The 20,170-nt window shown below is 62.9% G+C and carries 15 protein-coding genes; 8 read left to right on the plus strand and 7 right to left on the minus strand.

The features are described 5' to 3' along the window. Positions 1 to 72: 72 nt before the first annotated feature. The gene (locus AB4Z51_RS10390) at positions 73 to 1,281 is read right to left on the minus strand and encodes an ABC transporter substrate-binding protein (RefSeq protein ID WP_441268497.1); all 1,209 of its coding nucleotides are present in this window, start codon (positions 1,279 to 1,281) and stop codon (positions 73 to 75) included. A gap of 79 nt (positions 1,282 to 1,360) precedes the next feature. Further along, entirely contained in the window at positions 1,361 to 4,261 is a 2,901-nt protein-coding gene (locus tag AB4Z51_RS10395) for an ATP-binding protein (RefSeq protein ID WP_441268496.1), read from the minus strand. Positions 4,262 to 4,857: 596 nt separating this feature from the next. Here AB4Z51_RS10395 and AB4Z51_RS10400 point away from each other — a divergent pair. Continuing rightward, positions 4,858 to 5,751 carry a helix-turn-helix transcriptional regulator gene (locus AB4Z51_RS10400; RefSeq protein ID WP_441497379.1) on the plus strand — a complete coding sequence of 298 codons (894 nt, stop codon included), beginning with the start codon at positions 4,858 to 4,860 and terminating at the stop codon, positions 5,749 to 5,751. A gap of 302 nt (positions 5,752 to 6,053) precedes the next feature. Here the strand turns inward: AB4Z51_RS10400 and AB4Z51_RS10405 are convergent, their stop codons facing one another. The 3 genes from AB4Z51_RS10405 to AB4Z51_RS10415 all read right to left on the minus strand — a co-directional run bounded on the left by AB4Z51_RS10405 (position 6,054) and on the right by AB4Z51_RS10415 (position 8,311). Then, positions 6,054 to 6,287 carry a hypothetical protein gene (locus tag AB4Z51_RS10405; RefSeq protein ID WP_063984302.1) on the minus strand — a complete coding sequence of 78 codons (234 nt, stop codon included), beginning with the start codon at positions 6,285 to 6,287 and terminating at the stop codon, positions 6,054 to 6,056. A 153-nt stretch (positions 6,288 to 6,440) separates the two neighbouring features. Continuing rightward, positions 6,441 to 7,688, minus strand: coding sequence for an ABC transporter substrate-binding protein (locus AB4Z51_RS10410; protein WP_441268494.1), 1,248 nt, complete (start codon positions 7,686 to 7,688; stop codon positions 6,441 to 6,443). Positions 7,689 to 8,068: 380 nt separating this feature from the next. After that, complete coding sequence (locus tag AB4Z51_RS10415; protein WP_063984300.1) at positions 8,069 to 8,311, minus strand: hypothetical protein; 243 nt, start codon at positions 8,309 to 8,311, stop codon at positions 8,069 to 8,071. A gap of 313 nt (positions 8,312 to 8,624) precedes the next feature. On the opposite strand from AB4Z51_RS10415, the gene AB4Z51_RS10420 reads away from it, so the two are divergent. Both AB4Z51_RS10420 and AB4Z51_RS10425 read left to right on the plus strand, forming a co-directional pair. Further along, positions 8,625 to 8,906 carry a hypothetical protein gene (locus tag AB4Z51_RS10420; protein ID WP_028153535.1) on the plus strand — a complete coding sequence of 94 codons (282 nt, stop codon included), beginning with the start codon at positions 8,625 to 8,627 and terminating at the stop codon, positions 8,904 to 8,906. A 124-nt stretch (positions 8,907 to 9,030) separates the two neighbouring features. After that, positions 9,031 to 11,886, plus strand: coding sequence for an ATP-binding protein (locus AB4Z51_RS10425; protein WP_441497380.1), 2,856 nt, complete (start codon positions 9,031 to 9,033; stop codon positions 11,884 to 11,886). Between the two features lie 258 nt (positions 11,887 to 12,144). Here the strand turns inward: AB4Z51_RS10425 and AB4Z51_RS10430 are convergent, their stop codons facing one another. Beyond that, positions 12,145 to 15,048, minus strand: coding sequence for an ATP-binding protein (locus AB4Z51_RS10430; protein ID WP_441268492.1), 2,904 nt, complete (start codon positions 15,046 to 15,048; stop codon positions 12,145 to 12,147). A gap of 230 nt (positions 15,049 to 15,278) precedes the next feature. Continuing rightward, positions 15,279 to 16,172 (minus strand): SDR family NAD(P)-dependent oxidoreductase, encoded by an 894-nt coding sequence (locus tag AB4Z51_RS10435; RefSeq protein WP_441268491.1) that lies wholly within the window; start codon positions 16,170 to 16,172, stop codon positions 15,279 to 15,281. Positions 16,173 to 16,529: 357 nt separating this feature from the next. On the opposite strand from AB4Z51_RS10435, the gene AB4Z51_RS10440 reads away from it, so the two are divergent. The 5 genes from AB4Z51_RS10440 (at position 16,530) to AB4Z51_RS10460 (ending at position 20,167) form a co-directional block, all read left to right on the plus strand. Then, positions 16,530 to 17,582, plus strand: coding sequence for a catalase family peroxidase (locus AB4Z51_RS10440; RefSeq protein WP_085401765.1), 1,053 nt, complete (start codon positions 16,530 to 16,532; stop codon positions 17,580 to 17,582). Beyond that, complete coding sequence (locus tag AB4Z51_RS10445; RefSeq protein WP_441268490.1) at positions 17,579 to 18,142, plus strand: cytochrome b; 564 nt, start codon at positions 17,579 to 17,581, stop codon at positions 18,140 to 18,142. The genes AB4Z51_RS10440 and AB4Z51_RS10445 overlap by 4 nt, the downstream gene beginning before the upstream one ends. A gap of 125 nt (positions 18,143 to 18,267) precedes the next feature. Beyond that, a complete protein-coding gene (locus AB4Z51_RS10450) occupies positions 18,268 to 18,768 on the plus strand; it encodes a Dps family protein (RefSeq protein WP_063986515.1) in 501 nt (166 codons plus the stop codon). Between the two features lie 38 nt (positions 18,769 to 18,806). Beyond that, positions 18,807 to 19,430 (plus strand): histidine kinase dimerization/phosphoacceptor domain -containing protein, encoded by a 624-nt coding sequence (locus tag AB4Z51_RS10455; RefSeq protein ID WP_441268489.1) that lies wholly within the window; start codon positions 18,807 to 18,809, stop codon positions 19,428 to 19,430. A 137-nt stretch (positions 19,431 to 19,567) separates the two neighbouring features. Next, positions 19,568 to 20,167, plus strand: coding sequence for an HdeD family acid-resistance protein (locus AB4Z51_RS10460; protein WP_441268488.1), 600 nt, complete (start codon positions 19,568 to 19,570; stop codon positions 20,165 to 20,167). Positions 20,168 to 20,170: the final 3 nt, after the last annotated feature.

The following is a 20,170-nucleotide window of genomic DNA, read 5'->3' on the forward strand; positions in this document are numbered from 1 at the left end:
GGACTCTCGTCGCACCGGGTGCGGATCGGGGGATGACACGTCGGCTGGCGTAGCCTTGGCCGTACCAGCGCTTCACGTTGCCGGGCGTAGCTTCAAAACTTCGGCGTCGGGCGGCAGCATCGTTCCACCGTCCCGGTATTTCCAGTCCACCATCACACCCTTGTTGCCCCGTACAGTGGTGCGGCCGACGAAGGTCCCCATGGTGCTCTGATGGTCGATGGAACGCCAAATCGCCGGGCCGAATGGCGTTTCGAAGCCGACGTTGCCAAAGCCGTCGGCCATCGCCTCGGTATCGAATCTCCCGAGCTTCGCGATCGGCGCCACGATGGAGCTGATCAAGGCGTGACCGACCACGGATCCCATCGTGGGAGCCTCGCCATATCGTGCGGAATAGGCCGAGATGAAGGCGTTGTTGGCGTGATCCAAGACCTCGGTCACCGGATAGCCGGTCACGATCCATCCTTCCGGTGCGTCCTGCCCGAGGGGAAGAAGGTATTCGGGTTCGCCGGTCGTGAACGACACGACGTGTCGCCCTTCGAACAGGCCGCGATCATTGCCTTGCCGGACAAATCTGGCGAGATCGGGTCCGAAGGTGGCGTTGAGGATCGCTTCGGGCTTCTGCTGCGCGAGAGCGTTGACGACCACGCCGGCATCAATGGCACCCAGCGGCGGCCACTGACTGTTGATGAACTCGACGTCGGGACGACGGCGGCTCAGAAGCTGCGTGAACCATCTTACGGCCGACTGCCCGTATTCGTAGTTCGGGGCGATCGTCGCCCACCGCGTCGCCTCCAATTGAGCTGCCTCCTCCACCAGCATGGCTGCCAGCATGTATGTCGAGGGGCGGAGCCGGTAACAATATCGATGTCCTTGCTCCCAAACGAGGGCGTCGGTGAGCGGTTCGCTCGCCACGAAGAGGATCCGGTTTTGCCGGGCGAAGTCGCTGATCGCCAGTCCGACATTCGACAGATATGCGCCGGCCAGAAGATCGACTTCATTCCGCCGCACCAGTTCTTCGGCGGCACGCAGCGCGACGCTCGGCTTGCCTTCGTCGTCCCGGCTGATGACCTGCAGCTCTCGCCCGAGCAGGCCTCCACTCGCATTCAGCTGTTCGACCGCCAACTGCCAGCCGCGACGATAGGGCAGGGTAAACGCGGGCGCGCTGCTATAGGAGTTGATCTCGCCGATCCTGATCGGTCTCGTGCCCTGGGCGCGGATGATGCCGGGCGAAAACACCGACGCGCCAACACTGCCTAAGACCTGTCGTCGAGAGATACTCATCTGGTACGATCCGGAGGATTGATTGTGAGGGCTGGTCCAGCGCTGCAGGACATGTCGTGCCGGTCGAAAGATCAGCAACCTAGTGGCAGGTGCAGGACGGGGGCCGGTCGTCGCCGCATGTCGAAATCGAGATGCCGGGACTTGCAGCGAGACCGCGCGCAAAGGCGAGCGCGGGAAGATCGACCTCCCGATCGAACAGCGCGCTGACCGGACCGACGAGATCAAGCGCGGTCTGCTGGCGGTCCGACGCTGCCATGATCCTTGCCCAGGCTGCCGCGACCTTCAGCTCGTAGAAGCGGCATTGCTGCTCTCTGGCAACGGACAGGCCCTCGGAGAACAGGACTTCCGAGCGGGACCGATCTGACGAGCCATCGGCCAGCAGGATCTCGCCCTTGATCCGCAGCAGATCAGCAAGGCACCACAATTGCTGGCCTTGCCGGGAGATGGCCAGGGCATCTTCCACGGCGGCCAAGGCCTGCGCAGTCTCGCCGACCGCGAACAGTCCTTCGGCGAGCGATCCGAGAAATTCGGGATTGCGCATCAGCCAGCCGTTCTCGGCCCGCGCTTTCAGTCCGCTGCGCAGCAGCTCTATTCCATCGTGATGTCTGCCTTGCAGGACGAGCAACTGCCCCTTCAGGCAGGACGTCCAGCTCGTCCAGAAAGCTATTCCCTCGCGCGTGACGAGCTCGAGGAGAGACGCTATCGCCTGATCGGCAGTGGCGACATCATGCGTCATCAGCGCAATGGGGCACACGGCGTTCCGCAGCGCGTAAGCGATCGCGAGCTTGTCCTTCTCACGCTGCGCCTCCTCGAGGCATTCCGCGGCCAGGGATCTGCTCTGGGCGATCTTTCCCTGGAGCAGCAGCACGCGGGCTAACATGGCCTTTGCCAGGACGCTCTGGTTGAGCAGGAACCACATCTGGTTCGCGCCGTCCTTCAATCCGTGAGCCGAGTGGTCCAGGGACAGGGTCAGTTCGCGTCGAGCTTCCTCCTGCGCGCCGTAAAAATGGGTGGCGGCGCCGATCAGGCGGCGGCCGACCGTCTCGTTGGCGGGGTTTCCCGTGCGAAGGGCGATCTCCAGATATCGCTCTCCGACACTCTTGGCCGCGTCGTATTGGCCCGAGTTGAGATTATAGCTCCACAGCGTCCAAACAGCCTTGAGCTGAAGCTCGAGATCGGACAGCTCTTCGCCGAGCGCAAGGCCGATGTTCAGAGCCGCCTTCATGCGCTCCGCCGAGCCTGTCGTATTGAGAAGCGCGAACCCCAGCGCGACATAGAGCTGCGCCTTGAGCCTTGGATTGCAGGTCAGCTCTCCGTCAAGATGGGCGAGAGCGTGCTCGATCCGGGTCGAGCATTCCATGAAGGACAGCAGTTGCATCCACACCGGCACAAAGCCGGCTGTCAGCTCTACGCCGAGCGCGGCATCGCCGCCGGGTGCGAAGGCCCAGTCGAGCGCCGCATGCACGTTTCCAATTTCCTGGGCAAGGCGAGTGAGATCGTCGGAGGCGGGGGAGGCATCGCCAGGTGGCATGATGAGCTGCCTGAGAAAGCCCGCATGCCGTCTGCTGGCCTGCGCGCAGAGCCCTGCTTCTGCCAGCTTCTCCAGAGCATAGGCGCGGGTGGTCTCCAGCAGACGCCACCGCCCTTCGAAGGAGGGATCGAGCGAGACCAGCGATTTTCCGACCAGATTGAACAGTGTTTCGATGACGTCCGACCGGGACAACGCGTCGTCCATCATTGCAATGGCCGCATCGAGTGTGAAACCTGCCGGAAACACCGCGAGCCAGCACAACAGCCTTTGCTCGTCGGGCGACAACAGATCGTAGCTCCAGTCCAGCGTCGCTCGCAGGGTCTGGTGCCGCGGCAGTTGGTCCCTGCGGCCGCCGCTCAGCAACTCCATTCGCCTGTCCAGGCGCAGCAAGACGGTGTCTACCCCAAGATTCGCGGTCTGAGCCGCGGCGAATTCCAGCGCGAGCGGAATTCCGTCGAGCCGGCGACAGATGGCAGCCACTTTCAGCAGATCGTCCGCGCCTGGAGAGAAGTTCGCGCGTAGCGCCTGTGTGCGAGCGACGAAGAGCTGCACGGCGCTTGCCTGCAACAGCACACCGGGATCACGCAAACCAGAGTCCGGGACCGACAGCGGCGGGATGGCCGCGACGTATTCGCCATCGATGCGGAGGCCTTCCCGACTCGTCGAAAGAATAGTGACATTGGGACAATAGCGAAGTGCAGCACTCGCGATCTGTGCAGCGATGTCGATGACATGCTCGCAATTGTCCAAGATGAGAAGCAGACGCCGTGACCCGATAGCCTGCGCGATGCAGGCGGCCGAAACCTCCTTGTCACTCAGGGCAAGCTTGAGTGCACGCGCGGTGGTCGATGTCGCAAGTGCCGGATCATGCAAGGTCGCGAGCTCGACCAGCGCCACCGCACCATCGAATGAGGATGCGACCAGGCGCGCAAGTTCGATGGCCAGCTTTGTTTTCCCGATGCCTCCCGGGCCGACCAAAGTCACGGCCCGATATGCGAACATAAGTTCGGCAATTTCGCTCAGGCAATCCTCGCGCCCGATAAGAGGAGCGCGCGTGTTCGGTAGGTTGTTCGAAAAGGATTCGATGGCCGGGACGGATACCGATGTCGCTGCGGGCTGATCCAAATGCCCGCTTCGCCAGGTCCCGGCGAGGGTATATCCACGGCCCGAGATCGTCTTGAGGAGATCGCGATCTTTGCCCAGCGCCTTGCGGACGGCGGAGATATGGACCTGTAGCGTGTTGTCCTCGACGGCCAGGCCTGACCAGACACTTCCGATCAAATCATCCTTGGTCACCAGGTGACCGGCGCAACCCGCCAGTTTCTCGAGAATCTCGAATGCGCGGCTTCCGATCGGGACCGTGATGTTGTCGCACTTCAGCTCTCTCCGCTGGCAATCGATGAGCCAGTTACCGAAAGAGTAGGTTCGTACAGCGGGCGAAGGCGACATAAGGGGGTCCGTGGATCAGCTTCACTGCCGCAATCTAGGAGAGTGACGTGACCCCCAAAGATCACCGCCCCTGGCAAGATTCTGAAAGCGTCAGTATGCCCAGGTGTCGTACAAGGGAGGCCGTTGGGGTGTCAAGACGACCTTCTCAGTAGCCGGCTGTTCGCCATGGCTCGATGCAGGCGTCCGAAACGCTCGTTGCTTGCACACGAATTCGTGAGGACGAATGGGAGTGCCAAAATGGGAGAGCGGGCCGGAAGGAGCGTGCAGCACATCCCGACAGCAACACAGGGCAGGGGATTTCGCGTCGCGACGGTTCAGAAGCTCGGCGGCCTGCTTGGTCTCTTCATTATCGAACGGTCGAAGCGACACCTGTTCACATCGCGAGCTACAGGATATCGCGCGGCATCTCGCTTGAAGCGATGGCACGACGCATCGCTTCGACGGTGTCGGCATGTCGGCGACGGAGAGCCTGAAGTTTCCTGATTTTGCGCCTCTTCACTCGCGATCGGGCCATAGCTTGCTACCTTACTCTGCGATCGATGCGCTTCGCCGGAATGGGGCATCATCGTTTGGATTGTCCTTGCCAGAGTAAGATCATGTCTCAGCCATTATTACTGTCGCCACAACCGAAGCATGGCGACACCCAGGCGACCGTCACCGCGGACGAAACAGATTTCCGCGCGGCCATCGCAATGGCCTCGATCGCGCCGCTTCCGAAGGTCATCGCGCCTACCACCGTTTCGCGCAGGGACGATCTGTCCCCCCTTGATGCAACGACGATTGCCTTCGAGCGGCTCGGCCTGGTCATTGCGATCGAAGGGCAGCCACGGCGCAGCTCCAGCATATCCTCGTGTAATCCGGCGCGCGACACCGGCTGGCTGCGCGTCGAAATCCCGTGGCAACGCGCGGCCATGACTGCACCTAGCTCTCTGACAACTGCGCCCATTTGTGACGACGATCCGGTAGTTCAGCGCCTGTCCGAAGCTCTCGTCGCGATGGAGCGATTGAAAGCCACCGATAGCGCCCTTTGCGTCGACGCCCTGCGATTTGCCGTCATTGCCCGACTCCTTGCCTTGCGGTCCGAGGCGCAGCCGAGGTTCGACGAGCGAGCCCGCGTCGGCCAATGCACTTCTGAAAGGCCGGTCCAGGGATTGCAGAAGTGGCGGCTCAAGCGGGTGCTCGACTATATCGAGACTCACTTCCGCAAGAAAATCGTGCTGGCGGATCTTGCCGCGGCCGCGGGCCTGAGCCGGATGCATTTCGCCGCCCAGTTCCGCGCCGCGACGGGTTGCAGGCCTCACGAATATATCTTGCGGCACCGGATACAGCGCTCCAAGGATCTGCTGCGGGACTGGGAGATGCCGATTGTTGAGGTCGCGCTCACAGTGGGTTTTCAGAGCCAGGCCCACTTCACGACGACGTTCAGGCGCTTCGCGGGTGACACGCCGAGTCGATGGCGAGATGCCGCTGCGGCTGGATTCGATCTTTGATGCCCTTGCCTCGAGCGAGTAGGCCTCGCCCCCGTGGGGCCTGAGACTGCAGTGGCGAGGTTGGTGAATTCTGCGATGGAGCTGGCATCGCTCTCGGATCCGCTGCAGATGCCGGGCCGCGGCGTTGGTACGGATCAATGCGTCTCAGACATGGCCGGTCGGAAGAACGGGGCTTCATAGGGCCGCCATTCTTCCTCCAGTCACGTCCGTGAGATGGAAGCCCCCGAAGCGCGGAGATGAACCTCTTCAAGTCCGCGCTGACGATTGCCTTGCGGCAAGGGGGCTCGCTCCGGTTGGCGTGCTCAATAGCCCGACTTGGGCTCGCACGGAGGCCGACGCCAGGGGTCGCTCGCATACGCACCGACGTCGGGAGCGCGAACACAGTTGCGCTTGGACGTCACCGGAACGCGCTGAACCGACGCATAGGCGTCGTCATTGGTCCGGCGCGCCTGGTTGTTGCCTTCGCGAGCCATCGCGGGGGAGGCGATCATGGCCGAAACCATCAGTCCCGCCGACAAGAGCTTCAGTGTAGTCATTGCACGTCTCCTTGACAAAGCGACGCCGGGAACGCCTCGGCTCGCCTGCCAGACATGTGTACGCGTGTGTCGGATGAGCAGTATCAATTGAACGATCATTTTCGCCTTTGCACGAAGTTGGCGCCCGCGCTTCATCTCGAAAGCGATTGCTCGCTAGTCGGGCGAAAGCGTTATCCGGTCCGAATGGCCATTCATGAGCGGACCGAACCATTCCCACTTCTCGCCGGTGAAACGCATCATTTGGAGATGCTCGATCGGGCGAAAGTCCGTCGGCGATGTCTTGACCCGGACGCCGGGAATATAGGCCGCCCCCTCGATGTCGAGATTCGTCGCCACCTGCATGATCCTCTCGCGCGTGAGATCGTCGCCACAGCGCCTAAGCACCTCAACGAGCGCGCTCGACATATTGAATGCCACCAGCGGGCCGCTTTCGGATCGATCTGCGTCCGGATAGTATTTCGCCATGAACGCGCGAAAATGCTGCATGCCCGGGTATGAGTCCCACTGCGGGTCGGTCACGTCCATCTGGTACCCGGCACTCAGGACTCCCTTCGCGTTGTCCAGTCCTGCGAGCTTCAACACTGAGCCGACCGAAACCGAGACGTTCGTCATGATGTGGACGGGATGCCAGTCCAGCTCGGCGAGCTTCCTGATCGCCTGAGCCGCGAATTTTGGCGTGGCGACATTGATGAAAATGTCGGGGGCGGCCGCCTTGATCGCCACGATCTGCGAGTCGATTGTCGGCTCGCTGATTTCATATGGCAGGCTCGCAACCACCATTTGCGCGTACCTGTCTTGCAGCACCTCCTTCAGGCCAGCCAGATAATCGCGTCCGAAGTCGTCGTTCTGGTAGAGGATGCCGATCCTGGCGCCAGGGTGATGCGTCAGGACATAGTCCGCGTAGATGCGTGCCTCGGTTCGGTAGCTCGGTAGCCAGCCGATCGTCCACGGAAAGTGGACGGGATCAGCCCAGCGAGATGCTCCCGAAATGGCGAACAATTGCGGCACGTGGCGATTATTCATGTACCTTTGAATGGCGGCGTTGCTCGCGGTGCCGAAGGGGGCGAAGATCGCGAGCACTTCGTCGGCCTCGACGAGCCGCCGTGCCTGCTCGACCGCTCGGGACGGATTGTAGCCATCGTCGTAGGAGATGAACTCGACTGTCCGGCCGTTGATGCCGCCATTGTCGTTGACCATGCGAAAATACGCACTCATCGTCCTGCCGATGATGCCGTAAGCCGATGCCGGGCCGCTATAGGGCATGATGTTGCCGATCCTGATCTCGGTGTCGCTCGCACCGGGATCGTATCGCTGTTGCGCAGAGGCGCTGGCTGCGCCGGCCGCAAATATGACGGCGACGATCGCCAGTTTTCGCAGGCGCCTCGCAATGTCGGGACTCAAATGGCCACTTCCACCGGTGATCAAGCGATGCCTCCATAGCGCTGCTGGTCATCGTGCCTGCCGGGCGGCGGTATGGCGCCAATGGGGGGCCTGCTCGTCCAACAGTCGATAGCCGGAGTGTAGCGCGGGACCCGACGCGAGCCGGATTACAGAAGCTGAAGAACTGTGAAGTTTTACAATGGTGTGCGTAGAATTGACCCGTCACCGGCGCCCGATCTGGGGGAGCGTTCTACGCCGTCGTCGCGAACAAACGTTCGGAGCTGATGATATCGATCGAGGCTCCGGACCCGCGGGGTGCGCCGCGTGGCGCGGTCGCACGCCGAGCGGGGTCACGGACAGGCATGGTTACGCGGCAATTTGCCTTTGCGTGTTGCCGCCGCTCACCGATGCCCGTGGCGGTTGTAGATGTGGCCCGCTCCGAACACCGGAGCCGCGCCACCGGACCGCTCGAGACCCATTCGCCCTGCCGGCGTCAATGCGCCGCCATTCAGCACGTCGCGATTGGGATACATTGATGCAAATGCGGCGGGCTCCTGATCGGCAAAGGACCAGGCCGCGGAGGCGGATGATATCGTTGCCGTTGAGAGCAGCACTGCGGCGATCAGGGTTTTGAATGCACTCATAGCGAATCTCCATTGTTCGTGACGTGCGGAGAGTCGCTTGGCGATGATCGCTGCTCGGCTGATGGCGTTTCCGGAATTGCTTTCTATACCGGGCTATATAGGCAGTCCGGCCGGAAAACCCTGCTTGTCACGCATCACTCTTGCGAGAAGATGACGGGAATATCAGGCAGAGCGCGCGGTTACGAAGGTCTGATGCGTCTTCGAAGCCGAACTCTGTCACAATTGTCATAGTTGCTCGCGCGATCGTGCATGGTCGAATCGTGTGCGACGCCCAGTTCAAGGTGCAGGTCATACAACATGAGGAGTGTGAGCCATGAGACTGCTCTGGTTTCTCTGCGTCGTTGCCAGCCTTGCGCTCTCGGGCGTTGCATCTGCCCGCGGCGGCATGGGATCTCACATGTCGATGGAGAGCGGCGGCGCGCTCGGTACCAGCGCTGCTGCGCCGGGAACGAACTCGCTCGGCACCGCGCTCCCGTCATCGGAGGGGGTTGGTCATCCGACGAAGGGACCGCTGCTCGGCTCGGATGCGACCATCGACAAGGAGGACGCACGGGTCGAGAAGATGCTGGAAGGATCCATCTGTCGCGGCTGCTGACGTGCGAGCATTGCGATATTTGCGGCGAGTGTCTGGCGGCCTTGGTCGCCGGACAGATTGTGTATTTTGAAAGCGTTGGTGATACGCTGGGCGCAAGATCAAACAACCGCCTGGGGCTATGCCGATGATGGCCGAGCCAAACCAGCGCCCCGTCTACGCCTGCGCTGAATGGGAGATCGATCTTGCCAGACGCGAACTGCGCTCGATGGGAGAGTCCGTTCCTCTGGGCGGTCGTGCCTTTGAGATTCTTGCGGAATTGGCTCAGGCCGAAGGCGGGCTGGTCACCAAGAATGACCTGACAGAGCGTGTCTGGCGCGGCGTCTTCGTCGAGGAGAGTGCACTTCGGGTCCATATCGCGGCGATCCGGAAGGCCTTTGGTTCGGATCGTGACATGCTGGCGACAACGGTCGGCCGGGGCTATCGCCTGCTGGGTTCATGGCGGACCCGGCAGATGGATGCCCCGCTACAATCTGCCGCACCCCAGCCACTGCCGTCGACCAACATTCCCAATGCATCATTCGTTCTCATCGGCCGCACCACCGCGGTCGCGCGTTTGTGGGAGCTTCTGTCGGCTTATCGCGTCGTGAGCCTCGTCGGGCCTGGCGGGATCGGCAAGACGGCCCTTGCACTACAAGCTGCCAGGACGCCGCCAGCCGGTTTTGCGGCCGACCGGTTGCTGGTCGAATTGGCCTCGCTGCCCGATCCCAAGCTCGTGTGCTCGGCCGTCGCCAGCACGCTCGGTATCAAGCTCGAAGGGGAGGAGATCACCCCGGGCTCCATAGCGCGCGCGATTGGAGCCAGGCAGTTGTTGCTCATTCTCGACAATTGCGAGCACGTCGTTGATACCGTGGCCCAACTGGCCGAGACGATCGTCAGCCAGTGTTCCGGAACGATCGTCCTGGCGACAAGTCGCGAAGCGCTGCGCATTGACGGCGAACATGTCTATCGCGTTCCGCCCCTGGGGGTGCCGCCCGAAGTCCGGCTCGGGTCTGACGCCGCATCGGCCTACACGGCGGTGGAATTGTTCACGACCAGAGCGAAAGCGCTGGGCTCCAGCTTCGCGCTCGACGAAGAGAACCTCGATGCCGTCGCAGCCATCTGCCGCCGGCTGGATGGCATTCCGCTCGCGATCGAGTTCGCGGCGGCACGCGCCGTGATGCTCAGTCCGCCGAAGATCGCGGCACTTCTCGACGACAGGTTCAAATTTCTGACGACCGGCCGGCGTACTGCGTTGCCCAGGCAGCAAACGCTTCGTGCGACGCTCGACTGGAGCTACGATCTACTGCCGGACGCCGAGGCGCGGGTTCTGCGGCGGCTCGGCGTGTTTGCCGGAGAGTTTCTACTCGATGCCGTGATCGCGGTCGCCGGCGAAGGGATGGGCGATGTCACCGCGGAGCTTGCCAACCTGGTGGCAAAGTCGCTCGTCCTTGCGGATATTCGCGGCGAGCGCCCGTACTATCGCCTGCTGGACACCACGCGCGCCTATGCGCTGGAAAAGCTTCACGCCAGCGGCGAATTTCCCGGCGTCGCGCGCCGCCAGGCCGGATACTATGGCGGGTTCTTTGCGAATGCGGAAGCTGACAGCGAAGTGAAGCCGCAGGCGGAGTGGCTCGGCTTCTATGGCCAGCACATCGACAACGTACGATCCAGCCTCGATTGGGCTTTCTCGCCCGACGGAGATGCGCAGATCGGAGTGGCGCTGACCGCAGGGGCCGTCCCGTTATGGGTACAATTGTCGCTCCTCGCCGAGTGCCGCGAGCGGACCGAACTGGCGTTGGCCAGCCTCGACGGCAGCGCCGCGGGCGCTTTGCGGCTCCGCATGCAATTATCGGCCGCGCTTGGCTGGTCACTGATGTACGGCGTTGGCAGGGCTCGAGAGGCCGGTCCGGCCTGGGCGGCGACCCTGCAGCTGGCCGAGCAGCTCGGCGACAGCGACTATCTGTTGCGTGCGCTTTGGGGGCTCTGCATCGATCAATTCAACAACGGCGAATTCCGCAAGGCGTTGGAATTCGCGCACCGCTTCGCGGATATCGTGGCCGATTCCCAAAATTCGGTCGACCGGATGATGGGTGATCGGCTGCTTGCCACCACGCTGCACTACCTCGGTGACCAGCGGTTGGCGCATCATCACATCGGGCGAACCTTGTCTCGCCTCTCCGATCTGGCGGCGAAGCCGCAGGTGATCCGTTTCAGGTTCGACCTGCGAGCCTCGGCACGCTATTTCCAGGCGCGCATCCTGTGGCTTCTCGGGTTGGCGGATCAGGCACTCAGCGTCGTCGAGCGCAATGTCGAGGAGGGCCGTGCGAGTGGTCACGCTCTGACCTTCTGCAGCGTGCTTGGCCAGGGTGCCTGTCCGATTGCCTTCCTGGCCGGCGATCTCGATGCCGCGGAAGGCTATTGCACCATGCTGCTGGAGCATACCGAACGTCATCCGATCCGTCTGTGGAACGTGTGGGCGCGCGCCTTCAGGGGCATGGTCATGGCGCGGCGTGGCGATGTCGCCGCCGGACTGACGTTGCTGCGCAAGGCGCTCGAGCTTGCGGGCGAGGCGCGTTTCCTGCCGCGCTTCCTGCTTCCTCTCGGCGAACTGGCGGCATGTCTCGGAGAGGTCGGCGAAGTATCGCTGGGGCTTGCGACCGCGGACGAGGCGCTTGCGCGCTGCGAGGCGAGGGATGAGCGGTGGTACGCGGCCGAGCTCTGGCGCATCAAGGGCGAGTTGCTCCGGCATCCCGGCGAGCGTCGCTCGGCTATCGCCGCCGAGCAGTGCTTCGACAAGGCGTTCGAAGTCGCGCGCGGCCAAGGTGCGCTGTTCTGGGAGCTGAGGGCGGCCATCAGCCTGGCACGGTTGAGGACGAGTCAGGGCCGTCCCGCCGATGCGCACCAAATCCTGGCTCTTGTGTACGGCAAATTCACCGAGGGTTTCGAGACCACGGATCTCAGGCTCGCGAGAGCGATGATGACGGAGTTTTCGACCTCATAGTACGGGCGGTGCTCCAGGATGCCCCGGGGGGGGCGTCCGATACATGTCATCGGACGCAGGTGCGGCCTCGGCGAGCGCCGCATCCCCCGTGCTCCAGAACGTTGGCTTCGAAGTCCTATTGCCGGACGTAGAATGCGCCGGCCCCTCGACGCGGTCTTTCCACGCCGCGCGCTTCTATTCGGATTGCACGGCATCGCGGCCAGCCGCGCGACCTGGCCACTGCAGGTTGGCGCACCCCTCGCGAGTTTGTCAGAGCCATCAACTCGCGGCGAGCGAGCCCGAAGGCGGGGACGCCAATTCGGCCAGCAATTCGCTGGCCGCTTTCAGGACGGGCGTATTGAACCCCTCGGTGAATCGTCCATAGATGGGCGCAAGCACGTCTTGCGCTTCACTGCGGCGGCCCCGCCGCCGCAATAGCCCTGCAAGACCGATTGCCGTGCGCAACTCAAAACCGAGCGCCCCCTGATGTCGGGCCAGGTCAAGTGACTGCGCCAGGCTCCGCTCCGCCTCCAGGAAGTCGGGATTGTCCTTACGGATCAGCACTTCTGCCCTTGCCCGCAACATGTCCGGCATCTCCACCATGAAGTTGCGACGCCGACCCCGGGCAATCGCCTGATCGAGGATGTCGAGTGCTTCATCTCCACGACCCGTCGCCGCCAGAGCTTCCGCGAGCGGCACGCAAAGTCCGGCCGCCGCGCCGTAGCGCTGGCTCTGCAGCTTCTTGACGGAGCTGTTCAGCATGGCCAGCCCGACATCACTTTCGCCGCGGGCCAACAGCGCAATCCCTTTCATGGCGTCGCCGACCGTCTGGAGGGTGGCGAGATTGTGCTTGCGGGTCTCCACGAGGAGCCTGTCAATGTGCTCTTCGCACACACCCACATCCCCGTTCCAAAGGAAAACGCCGAATGCCCAGGGCAGCGCTATGCACAATATGGTTGGATGGTTGATGGCGATCACATCGGAGATGGCTTGGCGCGCCGTCGCCGTGGCCTGATCGGGATGTCCCTCGAGCCATAAGATGCGGGCGAGGGTGATTTGAGGACGCCTCGGGTAATCGGACGTCAGGCCGCCACGGGAGTCGCCTTCCAGGCCCGGATGGGACAGCGCCGCTTCGACGTACGAGCGAGACGCGGCAACCTCGCCCAGATAGTGGCACGACGTGCCGAGCAACATGCGCATGCGCGCCACCCCGACGGAATCGTTGCCGGCGAGGGCAATCGCTTCGCCGCGCTTTGCGGTGGCCAGCGCATCGTCGAAATTGCCGACGAGCAGTTGGAGCAGATGCAGTCGGCCAATCAGACGGATTTGGCCGGCGACATCGCCAATTGTCTCGGCCAGCCCGACCGCTCTGTCGAGATAGCCGACGCCCAATTCGTCGATTTGTCCCGTCAGCATCCGGGCAGACGCCAGCGCGGCATGAAGTGCGAGGTCGTGCCTGACACTTCCGCCCGTCTCATGAAGCGCTTCGATTGCGCGCGTGACCCAGAGCTGGCATTCGGTGAAGAGCGACAGCTTGAAGAACAGGGGGATCGCTGCGGCAGCGAGGCCGACGCCGGTTCTGCGGTCGCCTCGATCCGAGAAGCACCACGCCAGCGCGCCGCGTATGTCGCCGAATTGATCGGCCATCGACGACAGGCCTTCATTCGGCTCGTCGGCCGTCTTTTCAAGCAAATCCCGAAAGTAGGATGCGTGGCGTAGCGGCACGATTTCGGCGTCGGTGCTGGCGGCGAGCTTCTCCTGCGCGTAGGCCCGCGTCGCGTCCGCGAGCCTGTAGCGGATCGATTGCGAGCCCTGGTTCAGGGCAAGCATCGACTTGGCCACGAGGTTGTCGAGCCCAGCCATGGTCGTGTCGTCGCTGGTCGGATCGCTGCCGGCGATCGCTCGGGCGGCATCGGCGGTGAAGCTGCCGACGAACACCGATAGCTGGCTGAGAACCACCCGTTCGGGCCCGGATAGAAGATCGTAGCTCCACTCGATGGTTGCGCGAAGCGTCCGGTGCCGGGGCAGCGCCGTGCGTCGTCCTTCCCACAGCAGATTGAAGTGCTTGTCGAGGAGTTGGACCATGGCCTTGACGCCGTAGGCGGTCACATGGCCGGCGGTGAGCTCGATCGCGAGCGGGATGCCATTGAGCCGACAGCAGAGGTTGCCGACGTCCGACGCGTTCGCATCCGTCAATCCGAACCCACCTCCAGCTGCGGCCGCGCGTTCCACGAAGAGTTTTACGGAGGGGTAGGCAATCGCGCTCTCGGCCGTCAGAACGGCATTTTCCGGCGGGCTTGTCAGAGGCGAGAGACGATATGTGTGCTCGCCTTCGACCCGCAGCAGCTCCCGGCTCGTGGCCATGATGTGCAGCTGCGGTGCCTCCTGGTAGAGCCGTTCGGCCAGCGCCGCCGCGGCGTCGACGACATGCTCGCAGCAATCCAGAATGAGCAGCATCCGCCGGTCGCGCAGGAATGCCACAAGGTTGTTTGAGGGATCGTCCGATCGCGCCCGCAGCCCGAGCGAAGATGCTGCAATGGCCGGCACCAGAGCGGCATCGCGAGTCTCGCCGAGACTGACGAAGTGAACCTGGCCGGCGAATTCCGCGAGAAGGGCGTGGCCCGCGGAAACTGCGACCGTCGTCTTGCCGATGCCGCCTGGGCCGACGACCGTGATGAAACGCTGGGCTTTGAGCCTTTCCGATATATCCTGGATGGTTTGCTCGCGGCCCACCATCTGCCAGGGATGTGCCGGCAGGTTGTGCGCGCGAACAGGCTTGGTCGGTGCAGGTTGATTCTGCTCCGGGCTCGCGGCCGAACCGACGAAACAATAACCCTGTCCCGAGACCGTGCTCAGATATTTGGCGCCGGCATTGCCGTCCCCGAGCGCCTTGCGGAGTGCTGCGATATGGACGCGCAGGCTGTTGTCATCGACGCGGGAGCCTGGCCATGTCCTGGCTATCAGATCGCTCTTGCTGACGACGTCGCCCGCATGCCGGATCAGTGTCAGCAGAAGGTCAAATGCGCGAGCCGACAGTTGGACCGGATGGCCATCTTTCTCGATCCGTCTCTGCGAGGCGTCCAGACGAAACGGCCCAAAGACGAAAATCTCTTGAGCGGAGCTCTCCTGGAGAGAGGGTCCGGTCGTGCTTGTTGTGGCGTTGCTCTGCCAGCGGTGGACCATTTGGAAATATCAAATCCGACGACCGACTCGTCGTACTCTATGACTTGAACTCGGGCCGAAACGTGTGACCGCGGTGGCAGCTTCAAACGTAACATCCGGCCGTATCGCGGTAAAGGATCACCGATGGATGTCGCCGATCACTTTCGTCCGGAGGGCAGGGAACTCCGGGGAGAGTCCTGATTTTTCAGGAAACGACCGTCGATTGGGGAAATCTCCGCCAATGGGTGATCTCATCGGATCAACACGGGCTTGAGAAGATCCTCCAGGCCGATCTGGCGGAACAGTTCCGTGCGAGCGCGGTCGGCGACGGCGTCGACAGCTGCCGCCCCATCGTCATCCGGGCCGAAATGAACTTTCAGCGGACGTTGTCCGAACGGCATGTTCACGACATTCGCAACTGTGCTTGCGACATCTTGTGGAGCCGTATCCTTCGGCGAAAGCTGCGCGAGTCCCGCAAGCGCGATTTCACTCACGTCGGCGGTTGGACCATCCGCGTATTCTTCCGCTCGAACAGTATCCTGCGGCCGGCCGGATCGGACATAGTGGCCGGGTCCGAGAGCGCTGGGAGCGATGATAGTCGTCTCGACGCCCCAACGCGCGAGTTCGCCGGCGTAACTGAGTGCCAGCGAATCCAGGGCGGCTTCCGTTGAAGCACAGGCGCCGAGGAACGGAACCGAGCTGCCCCGTGCGCTGCTTGACGTGATCCATATCAGCAAGCCCTGACCTTGCTTGCGCAATTGTGGCAACGCCGCGCGATTGAGGCGCTGTGCGATCAGGACGTTGGTATCGTAGAGCTCGGCGAGCTGCTCCGGCGTGAAGGCTTCTGCGGGTCCGTAAACGACTTGCCGGGCATTGTGCACGACCACGTCGAGGCGGCTGTTTTCGGCGATGATGGTCTCAACGGCCGAGGTCACTGAGGATTCCGAAGAGACGTCGAACTCGATCGTGCGGAGATCGGCGCCGGGCTGGCCGGGATTTGATCCAGCCTCCTCGATCCCTTGCGCAATAGGGCCCCTCATTTCCTGGCTTGAAACGTAGACCGTGTGGCCTGCCTGCATCAGTTGCCGGCAGGTGGTTCGTCCGATGCTGTTTGCAGCACCCGTGACGATGATCACTTTGCTCATTCGATTCCCAATCGCATTCCAGCCACTGCGGCGCTGGCGGCCCCGTCGCGACACGGTCCATCGTTCGGGAGTCGACCGCCGCCATCGTGCGAAGCGCATCTGGAATAGGGCGGGGCGCAGGGTGGGTCTTTTCGGGCATCACGATCGATTGTCAAATTGCACGAAAAATTTCGAGAATGCCCGAAGCTGGATCCGGTCCGGCGAACGCCGAAGACAGTTCAGGCGTGCCTTCGCGAAATTGGCGGTGGGTTCGAAAAGATCGGGCCTTGGCCGCCGGCTACAAGGAGGCTGCGTCGCTCGAAAGAGCGCCGCGCGCACCCGATCGCCAGGCGGTCTGCGCATCGCAAAGGAGACCGGATGAATCAAGGCAAGCTACCACGTTCGGGGCTTGGGTCCCTCGTCCTGATTGCGGCCGTGGTCGGCGGCGGCGCGGCTGCCTTCGCATACACTGCGGGATGGCTCTCGCCGGGGCGTCTGACGCCGGAACGGATGATCGCGGCGCTGACGCCTCCGAGCGGCCCGCCGCTCGGGCACCGGCGAAATCATGCCAAGGGAATCTGCTTCACCGGGACATTCGAGGCGAATGGAAACGGTGCGGAGCTCTCCCGGGCCAAGGTCTTCGCGCAGGGGCACTATCCGGCCTTGGGCCGTTTCAATCTCGGCACGGCCGATCCGAACGCGGTTGATGCGACCGTGCGCGTCCGCGGCCTGGGATTGCAGATCACGACGGCAGACGGCGAAGAGTGGCGCATGGCGATGATCAACCCGCCGGTCTTTGCGGTTTCCACGCCGCAAGCATTTCACGACCTGCTGATCGCATCCGGAAAGAAGGATCCGGAGGCGATGAAGGCATTCATTCAGGCCAACCCGGAATTCGGCCCCTTCGCGGCCTGGGCCAAGACGGCGCCCTGGACCGGCAGTTATGCGGAGGAGCCCTATAACGGTCTCAACAGCTTCGTCTTCACGGACGCCGGAGGCGGCGACCACACCGTGCGATGGTCGCTGTTGCCCTCGGCGCAACCCATTCCGATCTCGCAGGCCGACCTCGAAAAGCGCGGGCCGGATTATCTCGAGCAGGAGATCACCGAACGGGTCCGGACCGCCGGTCCACTGCGATGGACCATGGTCACGACCGTCGCCGATCCGGGCGACCCGACCGCGGATCCGAGCAAGGCCTGGCCGGAGAACCGTCGCAAAGTGGAGGTCGGAACGCTGATCGTGCAGCGGATCGAGCCGGAGCGCGATGGACCGTGCCGCGACATCAATTTCGATCCGGCGGTCCTGCCACAGGGAATCCGGGTGTCGGACGATCCGTTCCCGGCTGCACGCTCATCGGTCTACCGCAAATCCTACGATCTGCGCGCGGCCGAAGCCAGGGACTATCCGCGAACCGGGACCGCCAAGCCATGACCAGCGCTCCTCATCGTTTTGCCCTGATCCAGCGGGTTCTGCACTGGCTGATGGCGGTCTGCATCCTCGCCATGCTGTTCATTGGCGTCGGCATGGTCTCCACGGTCGCGCCGAAATATCTGCCGCTCATCCTGGTCCACAAGACGATCGGCGTCATCCTGCTGGTCCTCGTTCTCATCAGGCTGGCGTTGCGGCTGCATTACGGTGCGCCGCCATTGCCGGCCGATCTTTCGAGACCCATGAAGTTTGGAGCAAGATTGTCGCATCAGCTCCTGTATGCCCTCATGATCGTCATGCCGTTGCTCGGTCTCGGCATGCTCTGGGCCGCGGCCTATCCGGTCGTCCTGTATGGCGGGATCCGAATTCCCGCGCTGCTGCCGCAGAGCGACCTGATGCACACGCTGCTCTGGAATGCCCACGTCTATCTGGGTTTCGCGTTCTTTGCCCTCGTGCTGCTGCATCTGGCGGCGGGGCTATTCCACGCATTGATCCGTCGCGATGGCGTATTCGCATCGATGTCGCTTCTGCCGCTGTGGGACAGGGTGACACAAGCGAAATGAACCCGCTACGCGCCGGCGGGCGCCCCTCGCAGGCGTGCGATCCCAAAAGGATCTTTCGCGCTGGAAAGATTCCTCGCGCACCGCGCGGTTAGATGTTTCCAACCTCCAACACAAGGATGCCGACCATGACCAAAGCAGACCTCCAAAGCCCGACGGATCTCGGAGCGAATGCGAACCGGGACGTTCCAGCCGCGCTGAGAGCGCTGCTCGCCGACGTTTTCGCTCTCTACCTGAAGACCAAGAACTTCCACTGGCACGTGTCGGGCAGCCACTTTCGCGACTACCACCTTATGCTCGACGAGCAGGCCGACCAAATCTTCGCCATGACTGACGACATCGCCGAACGCGCACGCAAGATCGGCGGCACGACGCTACGCTCGATCGGCCACATCGCGCGCGAGCAGCGCATTCTCGACAACGATGCCGACTATGTCGATCCGCAGGACATGCTCGCCGAGCTGCGCAGCGACAACCAGCAGCTAACGCGGGAAATGCGCCGGGTCCACGAGCTCTGCGACGAATACGGCGATGTCGCCACCGCGAGCGTGCTGGAAAACTGGATCGACGAAACGGAACGGCGCATCTGGTTCCTCTACGAGACCGGCCGAAGCGGCCAGAACCCGTAAGTGCAAAGCACGCCGTTGGGCCGGGAGGCGGGTGAAGGATGAGCAGCCTCTCGGAACTCCTGCCGGATGGCGGCGTCAAGGCGGAGCGCCTGCTGCTGCGTGAGCTCGCGCACCGGATCGACGACGAGCTCGCCTCGGCCATTGATCTGGTGGCGCAGGCGGCCGATCGTTGCGACGGCATCGAAGCGAGGGCGACCCTCGCTTCCGTGCAGGACCGGCTGGAAGGTCACGCGCAACTTCACCATGCGCTGCAAATGCCGCAGTTCACCACCACCGTCGATCTGGCGGCCTATCTTCAACAATTGTGCCGCTCGATCAGCCGCTCGAGCCTCGAAGGCAAGGGTATTGCGCTCTCGCTGCTGCTGCATCCACTGCAGATGAGCTCCGAGCGCTGCTGGCTGCTGGGGATGATCGTCTTCGAACTGATCACCGGTGCGGTGCGCCACGTATCCCACTGCGGAGCAGGCGCCATTCGTCTCGAAGTATGGCTCACTGCGACGTCGGTTGCGTGCAGCATCATGGACAACGGCTCGTCCGACGAAAGTCGGTACCGGGAAGAGGACCGCTCCATCGTCGAGACGCTTGCGGCGCGTCTGCACGGGACCATCGACGTCCGCGGCGGCTCCGACGGGTTCAGGACCGTCGTGACCATCCCGCGCTAGTCGCGATCCTCGCGCAACGGTCCGTATCGTGCGGATCAAATAATATCGCTGCGTCCTCGAAAGATGACTTGGGACAGATCTCGATACGCTTGCCCTATTCATGATCTGCGGATCGTCGTGCGAACAAGGGTCAAGCCATGACGGACATGTCGAACTCGAAGGCCTCGCTCGGATGGGCCATCCACGCCATCACCGGAAAATGGGGCTGGTTCGTTGCGCTGGGTGTCGGCGAACTGATCCTCGGCGGTGTTGCATCTGCCAATCTGATGGCGGCGACCCTCGCATCCGTACTGGTCATCGGCGCCACCATGGCGGTCGCCGGCATCTTCCAGATCGTGCAAGCGTTTTCGGTGCGCGGCTTGCGGGGATTCCTGCTTTGGCTGCTGGCCGGGATCGTCTATGCGGCCGCCGGGGCCATCATACTCTACGATCCGATCCTGGCTTCGTTCACGCTGTCTCTCGCAGTGTGTGCCTTCCTGGTCGTAGCCGGGGTGACAAGGATCTGGGCCGGTTTCCATATCCGGCCGGCCGCGGGCTGGCGTTGGATCGTGGCTGCGGGCGTCCTGACCTTCTGCGTCGGTGTCATGCTGGTTGCGGCTTGGCCCGCCATCGGTTTGTGGCTGCTTGGTGTGATGCTGGTCGTCGACCTGATCTTCCAGGGATGGGGATTCATCGCATTCGGGGTCGCGCTCAAGAGCCGCGCGTCCCGCCATTCGTCCCAGCCGGCGACGGTATGAGTC

This window comes from Bradyrhizobium sp. 2TAF36 (genome assembly GCF_052114925.1).
GTDB lineage: Bacteria > Pseudomonadota > Alphaproteobacteria > Rhizobiales > Xanthobacteraceae > Bradyrhizobium > Bradyrhizobium barranii.

Bases quoted from the DNA above. Each gene is read 5' to 3' on its own strand.
- AB4Z51_RS10405 (WP_063984302.1), bottom strand. From the start codon at position 6,287: ATGACTACACTGAAGCTCTTGTCGGCGGGACTGATGGTTTCGGCCATG.
- AB4Z51_RS10445 (WP_441268490.1), top strand. From the start codon at position 17,579: ATGACCAGCGCTCCTCATCGTTTTGCCCTGATCCAGCGGGTTCTGCAC.
- AB4Z51_RS10450 (WP_063986515.1), top strand. From the start codon at position 18,268: ATGACCAAAGCAGACCTCCAAAGCCCGACGGATCTCGGAGCGAATGCG.
- AB4Z51_RS10455 (WP_441268489.1), top strand. From the start codon at position 18,807: ATGAGCAGCCTCTCGGAACTCCTGCCGGATGGCGGCGTCAAGGCGGAG.
- AB4Z51_RS10415 (WP_063984300.1), bottom strand. From the start codon at position 8,311: ATGAGTGCATTCAAAACCCTGATCGCCGCAGTGCTGCTCTCAACGGCA.
- AB4Z51_RS10460 (WP_441268488.1), top strand. From the start codon at position 19,568: ATGACGGACATGTCGAACTCGAAGGCCTCGCTCGGATGGGCCATCCAC.
- AB4Z51_RS10420 (WP_028153535.1), top strand. From the start codon at position 8,625: ATGAGACTGCTCTGGTTTCTCTGCGTCGTTGCCAGCCTTGCGCTCTCG.
- AB4Z51_RS10395 (WP_441268496.1), bottom strand. From the start codon at position 4,261: ATGTCGCCTTCGCCCGCTGTACGAACCTACTCTTTCGGTAACTGGCTC.
- AB4Z51_RS10440 (WP_085401765.1), top strand. From the start codon at position 16,530: ATGAATCAAGGCAAGCTACCACGTTCGGGGCTTGGGTCCCTCGTCCTG.
- AB4Z51_RS10430 (WP_441268492.1), bottom strand. From the start codon at position 15,048: ATGGTCCACCGCTGGCAGAGCAACGCCACAACAAGCACGACCGGACCC.
- AB4Z51_RS10435 (WP_441268491.1), bottom strand. From the start codon at position 16,172: ATGAGCAAAGTGATCATCGTCACGGGTGCTGCAAACAGCATCGGACGA.
- AB4Z51_RS10390 (WP_441268497.1), bottom strand. From the start codon at position 1,281: ATGAGTATCTCTCGACGACAGGTCTTAGGCAGTGTTGGCGCGTCGGTG.
- AB4Z51_RS10425 (WP_441497380.1), top strand. From the start codon at position 9,031: ATGATGGCCGAGCCAAACCAGCGCCCCGTCTACGCCTGCGCTGAATGG.
- AB4Z51_RS10400 (WP_441497379.1), top strand. From the start codon at position 4,858: ATGTCTCAGCCATTATTACTGTCGCCACAACCGAAGCATGGCGACACC.